The sequence below is a fragment of the Lelliottia sp. EB106-05-01-XG201 genome, assembly GCF_058791735.1.
Window position 1 is genome coordinate 1,955,886 of the sequence record NZ_JBYTDV010000001.1, and the last position, 15,922, is coordinate 1,971,807.

The window sequence follows — 15,922 nt, forward strand, 5'->3', positions numbered from 1 at the left end:
CGGCTTTTTTTATGCCTCGACGCGAGGCTGCGTGACGCGCAGGCCGCTGATGACGGCGGCGAGGGTGGCAAGCGTCCCGGCGGTGAACAGCGCGACATGCGTGCCGTTTTGCCCGGCGACGTTAAACATCAGCGCCACCAGTGCGGCCCCTGAACTTTGCCCTAACAGACGCGCGGTGCCCAGCATTCCGCTGGCACCACCGCTGCGATGACGCGGAGCGGCGGTGATGATGGTGTGATTATTCGGCGACTGGAACAGGCCAAAACCAGCCCCACACAGGATCATGCGCCAGATAATATCCAGGTCCGTCGGGGCTGTCGGCAGCATGGCCAGCGCGAACAGCCCGGTTGCCATCACCACCAGACCCAACGCCCCCAATAATCCCGCGTGAACCCGCTCGATGAGATACCCGGCAAGCGGCGCCATCACCATGGTAGCCAGCGGCCACGGGGTGAGCAGTAAACCGGTTTCGACTTCAGTGCGTCCAATCACGCCCTGCAAGAAGAAGGGCAGGGAGACCAGGGCCAGCATCTGGGCGCAGAAAGAACAGATGGATGTACCAATCGACAGGGAAAAGAGCGGAATACGCAGCAGATCGACGGGCAGCAGCGGGGTGGGGAGTGCCAGCTGACGGCGAACGAAAAAGAAGCCGATGATCAGCATGGCGACAATCTCCGCGCCAATCAGCGTCAGCGATTGCCCCTGAGCAAACCCGCTCAGCGCCGTGATTAGCAAACCAAAGGTCAGGGCGTTCATCACCGCGCTCGGTAAATCGAAGCGCGGCATCGAACTTTTCGCACTGTTCTCAGGCAGATAGCGCAGGGCAAACAGCAGGGCGATGATCCCCAGCGGAACGTTAATCAGGAACAGCCACTGCCAGGAGGCAACGGAAAGTATGGCCGCCGCGATGGTCGGCCCTGCGGCAGACGACACCGCGACAATAAATGAGTTAATCCCCATCCCGCGCCCAAGTTGACGCTGCGGGTAGATCAGACGTATCAGCGCCGTATTCACGCTCATCAGAGCCGCGCCCCCAAAACCCTGAGCGATACGCGCGAACGTCAGGGTGTGCAGCGAATCAGACAGCGCACAGAACAGGGACGTAACCGTAAAGACAACCAGCCCGCACTGATAGACGCGGCGGTAGCCAAACATATCGCCGAGAAAAGAGAAAGAAAGCAAAGAGACGACGATAGCAATCTGGTAGGCATTGACCACCCAAATGGAGCTGGCCGGAGAGGCGTGCAGGTCGCTGGCGATGGTTGGCAGCGCAACGTTGGCGATGGCGCCGTCGAGTACCGCCATTGAAATACCGATGATTATGGTGGCGATTGCGCCGTATCGCTGCGGCAATGGCAAGCCATCAGAGGATTGTTTTTCCATGGGAAATGAAACGCTCGGGGAGATATTATTATCAGACTGACTAGTTTAGCATCGTTATTTCGGTTTTATGTCGCAGATTTGTAACGAAGTAAACGCAGATCGATTGCAGCATGACGGTCACGAATTTATAATAAAAACCGGTTCTGATTTTTATAAAACACTCGCAATGAGGTGATAAATGGCAATCGCAGATTTGGATAAGCAGCCAGATTCTGTTTCTTCCGTGCTGAAGGTGTTTGGCATCTTACAGGCGCTGGGTGAAGAGCGCGAAATTGGTATTACAGAGTTGTCGCAGCGTGTGATGATGTCAAAAAGCACCGTTTATCGCTTTCTGCAAACCATGAAATCCCTGGGCTATGTCGCACAGGAAGGTGAATCTGAGAAATATTCTCTGACCCTGAAGCTGTTCGAACTTGGGGCTCGTGCGCTGCAAAACGTTGATCTCATTCGTAGCGCCGATATTCAGATGCGCGAGCTGTCGCGTTTGACGAAAGAGACCGTGCACCTGGGCGCGCTGGATGAAGACAGCATCGTCTACATCCACAAAATCGACTCTATGTACAACCTGCGCATGTACTCCCGCATTGGTCGTCGTAACCCGCTGTATAGCACCGCTATCGGTAAAGTGCTGCTGGCGTGGCGCGATCGCGAGGAAGTGAAAGAGATCCTCGAAGGCGTGGAGTATAAACGCAGCACCGAGCGCACCATAACCAGCACTGATGAGTTGCTGACCGTTCTCGATCAGGTGCGTGAGCAGGGCTACGGGGAAGATAACCAGGAGCAGGAAGAAGGGTTACGCTGCATCGGCGTACCGGTGTTTGACCGTTTTGGCGTTGTCATCGCCGGTCTGAGCATCTCCTTCCCGACGCTGCGCTTCTCGGAAGAGCGTCTGCACGAGTATGTCGCTATGCTGCATACCGCAGCGCGCAAGATTTCTGAACAGATGGGCTACAACGACTATCCATTCTGAAATCAACAATAAAAAACGCCGCTGAGAAGCGGCGTTTTTGTCTTTCTGTTCTGTCGGTTATCCGTTGTCGACGACCTGCTGGCTTTTACGCAGAATCGGGCAGTTAGACATTCCGATGATCCCGCTGTCGCTGTGCAGATATTGCGCGGTGCTGATACCGCGGGCGGTGAGATATTTACACTGGATACCCAGTCCCGCAGCGTTCTCTGTGCTTCCCATCAGCACGCCGTATCCCGTCAGTAAAATACCAATCCACAAAATGGCGAGGACAATAATTGTCCGAATAATGATGCGCATGAAAGCCTCATTTTTTTGCTAATAATGCTGTTAAGACTAATAGTTTTACTCTATGAAACAAGTGCATGATTCCGAAAATTTTCTGATGAAGGTACAGTTAGTCCTTGTTTAAGATAACCGTGATAACCTGGTTCAATCAGGTCATAAGACGGAGTGTGGAGTGAAAAAATTTCGCTGGGTAATTCTGATTGTAGTACTGATTGCCTGTGTCATTTTATGGACGCAGACAATTAATGTCATGTGCGATCAGGATGTACAGTTCTTTAGTGGCATTTGTGCAATCAATCAATTCATCCCCTGGTAGTATTCATTTTGATAACAGATGGTACGCTTCCTCAGCGTCAGTGCTAAAATGGCGTTTTTATTGAGGTGGTAAAATGGGTGAGTTACTGAATTCGGGGCTGCTGAACGTAGCCTCACTGGCGATCTCTCTGATCGTGATGATTATCGGCCTGGCGCTGTGGTTCTTTGTCAATCGCGCCAGCTCTCGCACCGATGAGCAGATTGAGCTGCTGGAAGCGCTGCTTGACCAGCAGAAACGCCAGAACGCGTTGCTTCGCCGTCTGTGTGAAGCCAACGAGCCGGAAGAGAAAGAAGCGCCAAAAGCTGCAGCAGAAGTGGTCAACGAAGACGAAGATGATTTCATTCGTCTGGTCGCTGAACGCTAACGGCTGAAAGGGGGAGGTGGCAGTGGTCTGGAAAAATCCCTGGTATAACCCCTCCCTCAAACATCATACCCCCGACGGATTTCGCAATATCGACTTCACCGGTCATCAACCGGGTGACGTCGAGCGCTGGCGAAAGGAGCGTAAAGCGGCCGGATTACCGAAGCCGCCTTCAGTTGGGTATCACGATTTTGTCCGCCAGTGGTGGCAGCCTGCCGAGCTGAACGACCTCTCAGAAGATGGCGTCTGGTGGCTGGGGCATGCCAGCGTGCTGCTGCGGTTAGATGGGCAATATCTGCTGACCGATCCGGTTTTCTCCCGACGCGCCTCTCCGTTACCCTTTGTAGGGCCGGAACGCAAAACCCCACCGGTTATCTCCGTTGAGACGCTCCCGCGGCTCGATGCGTTAGTCATCTCTCACAATCATTACGATCATCTCGATTCCGCCACTGTCCGCCGCCTGCTGCGCCGTTTTCCCGATCTCACGGTGTTTGTACCGCTGGGCCTCGGCGACTGGTTCCGCCGTCGCGGGGCGAAAAGCATTATTGAACTCGACTGGTGGCAGAGCGCTATCTTTCAGGGGCTCGCGATTACCGCAGTGCCCGCTCAACACTGGAGTATGCGCACGTTCTGGAACCGAAATCGTTCGCTGTGGTGCGGGTGGGTGTTCGAAGGGACAACGCAACGTTTCTGGTTCAGCGGCGATACGGGGTATTCTCCACAGCTGCTCGCCATCCCCGAAAGGCTGGGGGAGATCACCGCCGCGGCGCTACCTGCCGGTGCGTATGCACCACGCTGGTTCATGTCGGCCCATCATATGGATCCGCAATCCGCCATCGCACTCTGGCAGCAGATGGGAATGCCGCGCGCCTTTCCGATCCACTGGGGCGTGTTTGAGCTGGCCGATGAGTCCCTCGACGAGCCGGTGCTGGAGCTGACTCAGGAGCTGAGTAATGTAGCCGCGATTAATGACAACTTTAGAATATTGAAAATTGGTCAATATTTATCCCTGTGATCTCTCGCCGCTGCGATGAATATATTCTTTATTACAATTCTGGCCCTTACCGTGTATTTCCATCGAAACGTTTTTCTTGCTTTCTTTTGAAGCAAGGTCATAAAAGTTTCATTATTTTGGTGCAAAACTGAAAACTGACGTCTCAGACTTATATGATGAAGGCGAACAATAAATAACCGGAAAATTTCATTGTGAAACTCAAACCCTTACGTTGATTTCAGCATAACTTTTCGCAAATTGTTCTAACTCAATCATTGCATCTAATAAAGATTCCGCGCTGGCTGGATCTATATCAAAGATTGAGCTAAGGTAAAATTGCTTTAGATTACAGGGCCTCTGGGGGCTCCTGTCTGACGGTAGGCGCTGGTTGACGTGCGGTCATGCGTGCATGCAGTTGTGCATAATGTCGCAAGGTCACATCAGAGTTTGTGCGGCGGATCTAGACACGTTTAAAAATGGCTTGCCATAATTTTCGTTGTATGTAATAACACGTTTTGGGTCAAACGAGGTACAGTTCTGTTTATGTGTGGCATTTTCAGTAAAGAAGTCCTGAGTAAACACGTTGTCGTTGAATACCGCTTCTCTGCCGAACCTTATATTAGTGCCTCATGCAGTAATGTCTCAGTTTTATCTATGTCAATGCCTGCGGGCTAAGAAAACAATCTAAGGAATTTTGCAAATGGCAAAGATTAAAGGTCAAGTTAAGTGGTTCAACGAGTCTAAAGGTTTTGGCTTCATTACTCCTGCTGACGGCAGCAAAGATGTGTTCGTACACTTCTCTGCAATCCAGGGTAACGGCTTCAAAACTCTGGCTGAAGGCCAGAACGTTGAGTTCGAAATTCAGGACGGCCAGAAAGGTCCGGCTGCTGTTAACGTAACCGCTATCTGATCGAATCCCTGCTGATTCAGAAACGCTTAAGCGTTTCGCTCTCAGACATCAAGCCTCGCCTGTGCGGGGCTTTTTTAATCTTTTTCTTTCAAAATGTTACCTCTTTCGCTTCTGTTAGTAGTTTGTTGCAAAGCTACGAGGTTAGAAGCATTGTTTTCGCACCAAAAGTCACGTTTTTCCCGTTAAATCAGGGCGTTGTTTATCAGACCTGGAGCTCGGGTGAAAAAGAAAACTACTCCACCTGCCGGAAATTTCACCCCGGCGCGTTTTGTCCTGCTTTGCATCGCCATTTTAGGCAGCCTGACCTTCCTTCTGGGCCGCGTCGCCTGGTTACAAATCATCAAGCCTGACAACCTGGTTAAACAGGAAGATATGCGCTCCCTGCGCGAAGTGGCGATTAACGCGCCGCGCGGGATGATCACCGATCGTGAGGGCCGTCCGCTGGCGGTGAGTGTCCCGGTTCAGGCCGTATGGGCCGATCCGAAAACGGTTCTCGCCAAAGGGGGCGTCGGCTTTGACGACCGCTGGCAGGCGCTGGCGAATGCCCTGCATATCTCCCTCAGCAGCCTGGCCGCGCGAATCAATGCCAGTCCCCAGGGGCGTTTTATCTATCTGGCCCGTCAGGTGGACCCCTCCCAAGCTCAATGGATCGACAAACTCAATTTGCCAGGGATTAACCTGCGCGACGAATCACGTCGCTTTTATCCTGCGGGACACGTGGCCGCCAATCTGCTCGGCTTTACCAACATCGACGGGCAGGGGATTGAGGGCGTTGAAAAGAGCTTTAACGCCCAGCTAACCGGCAAACCGGGCGTTCGACGGGTAAGGGAAGACCGCTACGGGCACGTTATTGAGAACCTGACGGAAGTCTCCCCGGTTCCGGCGCATAACATTCAGCTCAGCATCGACGAGCGGCTACAGACCATCACCGAAGATGCGCTGGATAACGCCGTGGCCTGGAACAAAGCCGAGTCCGGGGCAGCGGTGCTGATTAACGTCCAGACCGGGGAGATTCTCTCGATGGCGAGTTTCCCGGACTTCAACCCGAACAACCGCGAAGGGGCGACGCTGAACGATTTCCGCAATCGGGCGATCAGCGACACCTTCGAGCCCGGTTCCACGGTCAAACCGCTGGTACTGATGACGGCGCTCCAGCAGGGCCTGGTGAAGCCGGACAGCGTCATTGATACGCATCCGTACACGCTGGATGGTCACCGGATCCGCGACGTTGGCTATTATCCTGAACTCTCCCTGACCGGCATTTTGCAAAAATCGAGCGATACGGGCGTGTCGCGCCTGTCGCTGGCGATGCCCATTCAGCACCTGCTGGATACCTATCAGGGCTTCGGTTTTGGCTCAAGCACCGGACTTGGGCTGACGGGGGAGAGCAGCGGCCTGCTGCCACAGCGTAAATTCTGGAGTCAGCTCGACCGCGCGACCTTTGCCTTTGGCTACGGTTTGATGGTCACACCGCTGCAGCTGGCGCACGTCTACGCCACCATCGGCAGCTACGGCCTGGAACGCCCGCTGTCGATTACTCGCATCGATCCGCCGGTGATGGGCCACCAGGTGATGCCGGAGGAGATTGTCCATCAGGTCGAACATATGATGGAGAGCGTCGCGCTGCCGGGCGGCGGAGGCATCAAAGCGGCGGTGCGTGATTATCGTGTGGCGATCAAAACCGGCACCGCGAAAAAGATTGGCGACGATGGCAAGTATGTCGATAAATACGTGGCCTACACGGCAGGCGTGGCGCCGGCCAGCCATCCGATGTTTGCCCTCGCCGTAGTCATTAACGATCCGCAAAACGGCAGCTACTACGGCGGGGCGGTGTCGGCACCCGTATTTAGCCAAATCATGGGCGATGTTTTGCGCATTGAAAACGTCGAACCCGACGGCCTGCCGCCTGATTCTAACCATCTTATCGTGATGCGCTAAGCCAGGCGTTTTATACCAGGGCGAATAGCGGTACACTTTCGCCCTTTGATATTGCCTGGAGTTACCATGTCATTCAGTTGTCCCTTATGCCACGCGCTGCTGACGCACGAACACAATAGCTATACCTGTCCGCAGGGGCACCGGTTTGACAAGGCGAAAGAAGGCTATGTAAATTTGCTGCCCGTTCAGCACAAACGCTCCCGTGATCCGGGAGATTCCGCTGAGATGATGCAGGCGCGTCGTGCCTTTCTCGACGCCGGTCATTATCAGCCGCTGCGTGATGCCGTGGCTGAACGGCTCGCCACGGTGATGGAAGAGAACGCCACCTCGATTCTGGATATCGGCTGTGGAGAAGGCTACTACACGGCAGCGTTTGCAGAGGTTGCAAAAAGCAAAGGCGCGGAAACGGTCGGGCTGGATGTGTCTAAATCTGCCATTCGCGCCGCGGCAAAGCGCTATCCGCAGGTGACATTTTGTGTTGCCTCGAGCCATCGTCTGCCGTTTGAAGAGGCCAGCCAGGATGCGATTATCCGAATCTACGCCCCGTGCAAAGCTGAAGAGCTGGCGCGAGTGGTCAAACCGGGCGGATGGGTGATCACCGTGACGCCAGGGCCGAAACACCTGATGGAAATGAAAGGGCTGATTTACGACGAAGTGCGTCTGCATGCCCCGCATTCCGAACAGCTGGCCGGTTTTACGCACAAGCATGAGCAGTCATTGGGCTACGAAATGACACTGACAGGCGAGGAGGCGGTGGCGCTGCTCCAGATGACGCCGTTCGCGTGGCGGGCAAAACCGGAAGTGTGGGAAACTTTAGGGAAACAAGAGGTGTTTCGCTGCCAGACAGATTTCAGTCTTCACTGCTGGCAGCGCGAGGGTTAACCGTAGAAGTGCGACCAGAGGATCTGTCCGCCAATCCCGATTAACACGATACCGCCCAGGATTTCGGCTCGCTTACCTAACAGTGGGCCGATAAAGCGACCGACCATTATTCCCAGCGTCGACATGATCAGCGTGGCACAGCCGATCGCCAGCGCGGTGGCGATGATATTCACCTGCAGGAACGCCAGACCAACGCCGACGGCCATCGCATCCAGGCTGGTGGCAATCGCGGTGGTCACCAGCAGCCAGAAACCGTGGCGGTGAATCGGCGCTTCGTCTTCGGCTGTACTTCCACGACACCCTTCAATCACCATTCGCCCGCCGAGGAACGCCAGCAGGATAAAGGCAATCCAGTGGTTCCACTCCAGCACAAACTGGCTGGCGAGCATGCCAAGTCCCCAGCCGATAAGCGGGGTGAGGGTTTCGATAGCGCCGAAAATAAGACCCGTGCGCAAGGCTTCAGAGAATTTTGGTTTGTGGAGCGTGGCACCTTTACCCATTGAGGCCGCGAAAGCGTCCATGGACATGCCGAAAGCGAGAAGGATCGTAGCGGAGATATTCATTTAAAGCGTCCAGACCGGGGATATCCATATGACACATCACTGCCCCCAGTAAACAGCAGTTGATGTATCTATGGTCTCGCCTGACCTCAATGCACAGAATCTGTGCAGAAAGCGATCCGTACGCACCACGTTTTTCAACGAGTATGTTGACACGTACATTTCCCTGGGACGGGAAATCGGCTACTCCCCAACGACGGGCGCAACCTTAACATATTTTGAGAATATAAAACAACAACAGGAAGGTATTATTCTATTAACTTGTTGATAACGATTTTCATTTAGATTTATTGGTGAGAATAACGTTAATAAATATAAGTTAATTCAGGCGGGAATATAGCTGTGGCTATATATTGCTCGCCGCGAAAAGAGACAATATATAGCCATTGCTATAAATTTAACTCATTGAGTTTTAACCATTAATTTGTATATTTTCTCAAGGTCATCAATATTCTTCACCCGGATGAGCAGGCGGCGCTGCTCTAATTGCATGACCAACACGCCGTCCTCGGATAAATTCATCTCTTTAATACGGTTATATTCTATCCACGCATTGGCGAAGAAAAAGCCATGACGTTTGAAGAGGATCTTCGGCGCTCTGATCCAGAAGAGATAAATCGCCATTAATGCCAGCGCACATAATAACCATGTGGTTAATAATGCACCGTGGCTCATGGCATTGTTGTAAATCAGAATGGCGAGCAGACCCGCGAAGATAAAAGCATCAACCCGACCGCGACGCAGGAGGGGGATGGAGAGCAGTGTCTCGCCGTGGCGGCGGGGCATCAGGAATTCGTCGTAAATGGCGTACGCCAGAAGGGCAACAATAAACAGAACCAGTACGATATCCGTAACCGTCATTCGTCCTCCAGAATAAAAAAACCGGGGGCAAGCCCCCGGTGGATAAAGCGAAAACTTACAGACCCAGCAGGCCGATAGCGTAACCCACGATACCGATGACGAAGAAGCCAACGATGATCCACAGGGCGTTCACTTTCTTACGCAGCAGCCACATACAGGCGAAGGTCAGCAGCAGCGGCACCAGGCCCGGCATCAGCTGGTCAAGGATGGTCTGGACGGTGGTCACACGCGTTTGTCCATCCTGACCGGTGATGGTCGACACCACCAGCGGGATGTTCACGTGCGTCCACTTGTTCACCAGGGCCCCCATGACAAAGAGGCCGAGAATGGACGCCCCCTCAGTCAGTTTCTGCAGGAAGCCGCCGCCCATATCAGAAACGATATCGACACCTTTACGGTAGCCGTAAGCCACGCCGTAGTAACGGGTCGCCAGACGGACTGCGTTGAACAGAATGAAGAACAGCAGTGGACCGAGCAGGCTGCCGCTCATCGCGATACCCGCGCCGAGTGCCGCGAAGACCGGACGTACGGTACCCCAGAAGATTGGGTCGCCCACGCCTGCCAGCGGACCCATCAGACCGACTTTGATACCGTTGATGGCACCATCGTCAATCTCTGCGCCGTTAGCACGCTGCTCTTCCATCGCCAGCGTTACGCCCAGAACCGGAGCCGCAACATAAGGGTGGGTGTTAAAGAATTCCAGGTGACGTTTAATCGCCTGGCGACGTGCTTCGTTGTTTTCCGGATACAAGCGTCGAATCGCCGGTACCATGGAGAAGCAGAAGCCCAGCGCCTGCATACGTTCGAAGTTCCATGAACCCTGGAACAGGTTCGAACGCAGGAATACGCCACGAATATCACCCGGAGTGAGTTTTTTCTCGGTGGTAGTTTTTGTCATATCAACCATTTCGCTCACCTGCTAGTCCAGTTCGTTATCGAGATCGTTGTTACCAGCAGCCTGCACTGGTGCACCCGCGACGCGGTTATATTTCGGGCTCAGCTGGATGTACAGAATCGCCATCACCGCACCAATCACACCCAGAGCAACCAGGTTGAAGTTAGTGAACGCCGCAGTAACAAAGCCGAGGTAGAAGAACGGCATCAGGTAGCCTGCGCGCATCATGTTGATGACCATCGCATAACCGACGACCACGATCATGCCACCTGCGATGTTCAGACCGCCGGTCACGACTTCTGGAATCGCGTTCAGCATGCTCTGCACTTCGCTGGTACCGACAGAGATGGCAACGATAACCGCAGGGATAGCGATACGCATGGCCTGCAGGAACAGGGACGAGACATGGATCCACGAGAGCGCCGTCAGGTTGCCATTATCTGCCGCCTTATCCGCCGCGTGCTGGAAGGCCACGGTGATAGTACGAACGATGATGGTCAGAACCTGGCCTGCTGCTGCCAGTGGGATAGCCAGTGCGATACCGGCACCGATGCTTTGATGTCCGGCAATAACCAGAACCGTAGAAATGATGGACGCCAGCGCCGCATCAGGCGCAACGGCCGCACCGATGTTCATCCAGCCCAGGGCGATCATTTCCAGCGTACCACCGATGATAATACCGGTTTTCATATCGCCGAGAACGGCGCCAATCAACGTACAGGCCACCAGTGGGCGGTGGAACTGAAATTCATCAAGTACGGATTCCATACCCGCAATACACGCGACGATGAACACCAGCACAATCTGAAGAGTGGTAATCTCCATTGTACTTCTCCTATAACATAAGCTTTATGTGAAAAATCAGCGCCTGGGTTATTTCCCAACCTTGCCGATCAAATCCATCATTTTCAGTCTCTGATCCGTGGAAACCTTACGGGCTTCCAGTTCAATACCGCGTGCATTCAGCTTATTGAAGGCTTCGATATCTTTTTCATCGACGGAAATCGCGTTGTTTACCTGCGTTTTGCCCTGACGGAAAGCCATACCACCGATGTTAACGGAGGTGATTTTCACGCCGCCTTCCACCACGCGTTCAACGTCTGTCGGGTTGGTGAACAGGAGCATGACGCGTTCACCGGCATATTTCGGGTTGTTATACACGCGGATCATCTTGGCGACGTCCACGACGTGTGCGGTAACGCCCGGAGGAGCAACCTGGGTGAGAAGGGTTTTACGAACGTGATCGGCGGCCACTTCGTCGCTGACGACGATAATGCGTTTCACGTTGGTCTCTTTGGTCCAGCGCGTTGCCACCTGGCCGTGGATTAAACGGTCATCAATACGCGCCAGCCCGATCACCATGTAATCGTTCGCGCCCATCGGTTTAGTGGGAACCGCGGCTTTCACCGCTGCGGCGACCGGGGCAGGTTTCTCTGCCGGTTTCGCTTTCAGCGCTTTCACGCCTTCGCGACCGGTTTCGACAGCCAGAGCGACCAGTTCGTCAAAGCTCGGGTTGTCGTCACGCGCCATCAGCGTTTCGACCAGCATAGGAATGTTGACGCCCGCGACAACTTCATAATGCTCTTTATCGACGACAATGCGGCTGGCGGCGTTAAACGGACTGCCACCCCATGTATCAACGAGAAACAGCACCCCGCTACGGGTATCCAGTTTCTCCAGCTGAGCCGTGTATTTTTCGATCAGCGTTTCAGCGTTTTCGCCAGGGACGAAATCGATCCAGCCAACGTTTTCCTGCTCACCCAACAGCATCTCTGCGGTTTTGAGTAACTGCTCTGCAGCCCAACCATGTGTGCCTATTACAATAGCAATGGTCACTTGCTACCTCCTTTTATTATCATGAATACAACTGCCAGGCAGTTGTACTGAGAATCTTCCCCGGCGCACCGAATCGATTCAGATAAAGGGTTAGAGTTAAATTAACGAAGACTTCCGGGAATTATTTTAGATAGTGAAAAAATAATTTATGTGATGAAGATCCGTAATTTAGCTACGCAGACGAGATTTATCTCAAATGAAAATCGACTCTGTAACAGATCTTTGCAAAGGAAAGTAAATCTTTGCTAAAAAGCCATTGTCTCTGATATGTTTAGCCTCCGTTTAATAACCAGGAGTATAGGGCTACAGCCCACTGTATGGATCGTCACCGACGTCAGTCATCTTCCAGGCCATTTTGCGCCTCGCACGCCGGCGAACCTCGCCACTCATTACACACGTCTACCGTCATTTCGCCCACGCTTTTCGGGGCGCCGTTTAGTCATTCCTTTAGCAGGAGCTTGTCATGGAATTCTTAATGGACCCGTCAATCTGGGTGGGATTACTCACGCTGGTTGTTCTTGAGATTGTTCTCGGTATCGACAACCTGGTGTTTATCGCCATCCTTGCGGATAAGCTGCCGCCAAAACAGCGCGACAAAGCGCGTCTAATCGGCCTTTCGCTGGCGCTGATCATGCGTCTTGCGCTGCTGTCCGTTATTTCGTGGATGGTCACCCTGACCAAACCGCTGTTCACCGTGATGGATTTCACCTTCTCCGGCCGTGATTTGATCATGCTGGTGGGGGGACTCTTCCTGCTGTTCAAAGCGACAACCGAGTTGCATGAACGGCTGGAAAACCGACAACACGACGATGGACACGGTAAAGGCTATGCGAGTTTCTGGGTGGTGGTTGCGCAGATCGTGGTGCTCGACGCCGTCTTCTCCCTGGATGCGGTGATTACCGCCGTCGGCATGGTGAACCACCTGCCGGTGATGATGGCCGCTGTCGTGATTGCGATGGCCGTGATGCTGCTGGCGTCTAAACCGCTGACCCGTTTTGTGAACGAACATCCAACGGTCGTGGTGCTGTGTCTGAGCTTCCTGCTGATGATTGGTCTGAGCCTCGTTGCAGAAGGTTTCGGCTTCCATATTCCAAAAGGCTACCTGTACGCCGCGATTGGCTTCTCGATCATTATCGAGCTGTTTAACCAGATTGCGCGCCGCAACTTCATCAAACAGCAGTCCAATCAGCCGCTGCGCGCCCGTACCGCTGACGCCATCCTGCGTCTGATGGGCGGTCGTCGTCAGACCAACGTCCAGCCGGAAACCGCGAACCGTAACCCGGTCCCGGTGCCTGAAGGTGCGTTTGTGGAAGAAGAGCGTTACATGATTAACGGCGTCCTCTCCCTGGCTTCCCGCTCGTTGCGCGGCATCATGACGCCACGCGGTGAAATCAGCTGGGTCGATGCCAACCTGACGGTGGATGAAATTCGCCAGCAGTTGCTCTCTTCGCCGCACAGCCTGTTCCCGGTGTGTCGCGGTGAGCTGGATGAGATCATCGGTGTGGTGCGCGCTAAAGAGATGCTGGTGGCGCTGGAAGAGGGCGTGAATGTCGAAGCGATTGCCGCGGCCTCCCCGGCGATTGTGGTGCCGGAAACCCTGGACCCGATCAACCTGCTTGGCGTCCTGCGCCGTGCCCGCGGTAGCTTCGTTATCGTTACCAACGAATTTGGCGTGGTGCAGGGTCTGGTGACCCCGCTGGATGTGCTGGAAGCGATTGCCGGTGAATTCCCGGATGCGGATGAAACGCCAGAGATCGTGGCCGATGGCGACGGCTGGCTGGTCAAAGGCACCACCGACCTGCACGCCCTGCAGCATACGCTGGGTCTCGATAACGTCATCAACGACGAAGAAGATATCGCGACCGTGGCCGGTTTAGTGATTGCCGTGAACGGTCAAATCCCGCGCGTCGGCGATATCATTGAACTCCCGCCGCTGCAGATCACTATCATGCAGGCGAATGATTACCGGGTAGACATGGTGCGTATTGTTAAAGAGCAGTCCGCCCACGACGAAGAAGAGTAATCAGGCTTAATGTAACGGCATAGCGGGCATCACGTGCCCGTTACGCGGGGCTGGCGGAGGCGAACTCTCCGCCAGCCACTGTGGAAAATCTTTCAGCGGCATCGGCCGCGCATACAAAAAACCCTGCAAAATATTGACCCCATGATGGCGTAAATAACGCGCCTGCTCCTGTGTCTCCACGCCTTCCGCCACCAGTTCAATATTCAGCCGCTGCCCCAGGGCAATAATGATATCCGTCACCGTCGAGTTCACCGCATCGGTGCCCAGCGCGGTGGTGAAAGACTTATCAATTTTCAGCACATCCGGACGCAGTTTTTCCAGCCACGACAGGGAACTATTGCCGGTGCCGAAATCGTCAATCGCCAGTTTGACCTCTTTGCGATGCAGCTCGCGCACAATGCGATAATCCACATCCAGCAGGGCGTCCCGCTCGGTGAGTTCAATGATTAGCTGCTGTTTCGGGCGGGCGTTGAACCAGTAGCGGTTCAGATCCTGGAGCAACACGCCGTTGCGGAAGTGGCTGGCCGCGACGTTAATCCCGATATGAAACCCCTTGTTCGCCGGGAAATAGCCAATCTGGCGGACGGTTTCCATAATCACGTAGCGCGTCAGAGGCACGATCAGATTGTGTTCCTCCGCCAGGGGGATAAATACGTCCGGCGAAATCCAGCCCTGGCGAGGGTTATTCCAGCGCAGCAGGATCTCCACCCCGACGCATTTCTGCGTCCGGGCGTTGAGCAACGGCTGGCAGAACAGCTCGAACTCACGCGCGGCTAACCCGAGGTTAATTTCCCAGGTAAAACTCATGCGGCTGGCGGTAGCAAGCCAGGCGATATAGCCCAGCAGCAGGCTCAGCAAGACGGCAAGCGGAAGCTGAGAGGGGAGATTCATCAGCGCCAGTTCGCTGGCACCCGGCCCGCTGACGGTGATGGTGAAGGGGAAATGGCCTGAGGTCTGGCTCAGGATCATGGTGTCCTGAGTGAACGCCAGCGAGTCGGTGACATTCTGCCCGTAGCGCAGGAATTTGTTCCCGACGTTCAGGCTGACGTCGGTGATCAGCGGGCGCTGCGGCTCGAGCATCATTTTGGTGATCAGATCGATATTCACAATCTGCATCACGCCATCTTCCCCGCTGTCGGAAACCGGATACCACTGGATCAAAATCGGGCTGCCTTTGAGCAGCGATTTGTCCGTCGACAGAACCAGCTGCGGCTGGCTGGAGGGCAGATCGGGCTGCACCTGACGAATGGGAACATCGCGATCGCCAAATATGCTGGAGCAGTAAAGAATACCGTCTTTGATCAGGGCGATAGAACGCACGGTTTGCAGGGTTGCGGCCCGTTTACGCAGCGTCAGATGGGCGTCAGGGCAGGGCGCGCCGACCAGGGCTTGTAAGGTTTCCCGGCCCGCCTGCAGCGGTAGCAGGATCTTATCCAGCGCAGTCACCGAGTGGCTGACAAAGGTGTGAATGCGTTCCTGATTTAAATTGCGCTGTGAAATAAACCGAATGCCGAGAGTCAGAAAGAGCGTAATAAAAGCCACCAGCACACAGACCATAATGCGGTTTCGGCGATAGCTTTTAATGATCCTTTGCGCATTCTGCATGAAAGGGGGCTCGATAAGCCGCCAGCACAGGAGCCAGGGCAACACAGAAAGTGTAGTGGGGAAATGTTACGGTGACGAGAAAGCGAATAAATATCGCCCATCC

At 54.2% G+C, this 15,922-nt stretch carries 17 protein-coding genes and 1 pseudogene; 10 read left to right on the plus strand and 8 right to left on the minus strand.

Going from position 1 to position 15,922, the window contains the following annotated elements:
- Positions 1-9 precede the first annotated feature (9 nt).
- Positions 10-1,383, minus strand: coding sequence for an MFS transporter (locus AC3WS9_RS09080; RefSeq protein ID WP_282494625.1), 1,374 nt, complete (start codon positions 1,381-1,383; stop codon positions 10-12).
- Between the two features lie 178 nt (positions 1,384-1,561).
- On the opposite strand from AC3WS9_RS09080, the gene kdgR reads away from it, so the two are divergent.
- Entirely contained in the window at positions 1,562-2,353 is a 792-nt protein-coding gene (gene kdgR / locus AC3WS9_RS09085; protein WP_285144273.1) for a DNA-binding transcriptional regulator KdgR, read from the plus strand.
- 57 nt (positions 2,354-2,410) lie between these two features.
- Here the strand turns inward: kdgR and AC3WS9_RS09090 are convergent, their stop codons facing one another.
- Entirely contained in the window at positions 2,411-2,650 is a 240-nt protein-coding gene (locus AC3WS9_RS09090; RefSeq protein WP_282494623.1) for a YobH family protein, read from the minus strand.
- A 160-nt stretch (positions 2,651-2,810) separates the two neighbouring features.
- Here AC3WS9_RS09090 and mgrB point away from each other — a divergent pair, with 160 nt between their 5' ends.
- From mgrB to rlmA, 7 genes and pseudogenes are all read left to right on the plus strand, one after another.
- Entirely contained in the window at positions 2,811-2,954 is a 144-nt protein-coding gene (mgrB, locus tag AC3WS9_RS09095) for a PhoP/PhoQ regulatory lipoprotein MgrB (RefSeq protein WP_095282354.1), read from the plus strand.
- Between the two features lie 73 nt (positions 2,955-3,027).
- A complete protein-coding gene (locus AC3WS9_RS09100; RefSeq protein WP_282494622.1) occupies positions 3,028-3,318 on the plus strand; it encodes a YebO family protein in 291 nt (96 codons plus the stop codon).
- 22 nt (positions 3,319-3,340) lie between these two features.
- Complete coding sequence (locus AC3WS9_RS09105) at positions 3,341-4,330, plus strand: MBL fold metallo-hydrolase (RefSeq protein WP_492487872.1); 990 nt, start codon at positions 3,341-3,343, stop codon at positions 4,328-4,330.
- Positions 4,331-4,852: 522 nt separating this feature from the next.
- Positions 4,853-4,997: pseudogene (locus tag AC3WS9_RS09110) on the plus strand (DUF2627 domain-containing protein).
- Positions 4,998-5,009: 12 nt separating this feature from the next.
- Positions 5,010-5,219: a transcription antiterminator/RNA stability regulator CspE gene (cspE, locus tag AC3WS9_RS09115; protein WP_001062678.1), complete on the plus strand. Its 210-nt coding sequence runs from the start codon at positions 5,010-5,012 to the stop codon at positions 5,217-5,219.
- 219 nt (positions 5,220-5,438) lie between these two features.
- A complete protein-coding gene (ftsI, locus tag AC3WS9_RS09120; RefSeq protein ID WP_285158013.1) occupies positions 5,439-7,157 on the plus strand; it encodes a peptidoglycan glycosyltransferase FtsI in 1,719 nt (572 codons plus the stop codon).
- A gap of 66 nt (positions 7,158-7,223) precedes the next feature.
- Positions 7,224-8,039: a 23S rRNA (guanine(745)-N(1))-methyltransferase gene (gene rlmA, locus AC3WS9_RS09125; protein ID WP_492487885.1), complete on the plus strand. Its 816-nt coding sequence runs from the start codon at positions 7,224-7,226 to the stop codon at positions 8,037-8,039.
- Here the strand turns inward: rlmA and mntP are convergent.
- From mntP to manX, 5 genes are all read right to left on the minus strand, one after another.
- Complete coding sequence (mntP, locus tag AC3WS9_RS09130) at positions 8,036-8,602, minus strand: manganese efflux pump MntP (RefSeq protein WP_282494618.1); 567 nt, start codon at positions 8,600-8,602, stop codon at positions 8,036-8,038. The genes rlmA and mntP overlap by 4 nt on opposite strands.
- Before the next feature lie 399 nt (positions 8,603-9,001).
- Positions 9,002-9,460, minus strand: coding sequence for a DUF986 family protein (locus tag AC3WS9_RS09135; RefSeq protein WP_285144276.1), 459 nt, complete (start codon positions 9,458-9,460; stop codon positions 9,002-9,004).
- A 55-nt stretch (positions 9,461-9,515) separates the two neighbouring features.
- The gene (locus AC3WS9_RS09140; RefSeq protein ID WP_095282347.1) at positions 9,516-10,367 is read right to left on the minus strand and encodes a PTS mannose transporter subunit IID; all 852 of its coding nucleotides are present in this window, start codon (positions 10,365-10,367) and stop codon (positions 9,516-9,518) included.
- 12 nt (positions 10,368-10,379) lie between these two features.
- Positions 10,380-11,180 carry a PTS mannose transporter subunit IIC gene (gene manY, locus AC3WS9_RS09145; RefSeq protein WP_492487888.1) on the minus strand — a complete coding sequence of 267 codons (801 nt, stop codon included), beginning with the start codon at positions 11,178-11,180 and terminating at the stop codon, positions 10,380-10,382.
- Positions 11,181-11,228: 48 nt separating this feature from the next.
- Entirely contained in the window at positions 11,229-12,191 is a 963-nt protein-coding gene (gene manX, locus AC3WS9_RS09150) for a PTS mannose transporter subunit IIAB (RefSeq protein WP_282494615.1), read from the minus strand.
- Between the two features lie 317 nt (positions 12,192-12,508).
- Here manX and AC3WS9_RS09155 point away from each other — a divergent pair, with 317 nt between their 5' ends.
- Positions 12,509-12,667, plus strand: a complete 159-nt coding sequence (locus AC3WS9_RS09155) for a protein YoaL (RefSeq protein ID WP_409339921.1) — start codon at positions 12,509-12,511, stop codon at positions 12,665-12,667.
- Positions 12,655-14,214 carry a CNNM family cation transport protein YoaE gene (gene yoaE, locus AC3WS9_RS09160; RefSeq protein ID WP_282494614.1) on the plus strand — a complete coding sequence of 520 codons (1,560 nt, stop codon included), beginning with the start codon at positions 12,655-12,657 and terminating at the stop codon, positions 14,212-14,214. The genes AC3WS9_RS09155 and yoaE overlap by 13 nt, the downstream gene beginning before the upstream one ends.
- Before the next feature lie 6 nt (positions 14,215-14,220).
- On the opposite strand, the gene AC3WS9_RS09165 is transcribed toward yoaE, so the two are convergent.
- Entirely contained in the window at positions 14,221-15,819 is a 1,599-nt protein-coding gene (locus AC3WS9_RS09165; protein ID WP_492487891.1) for an EAL domain-containing protein, read from the minus strand.
- Positions 15,820-15,922 lie beyond the last annotated feature (103 nt).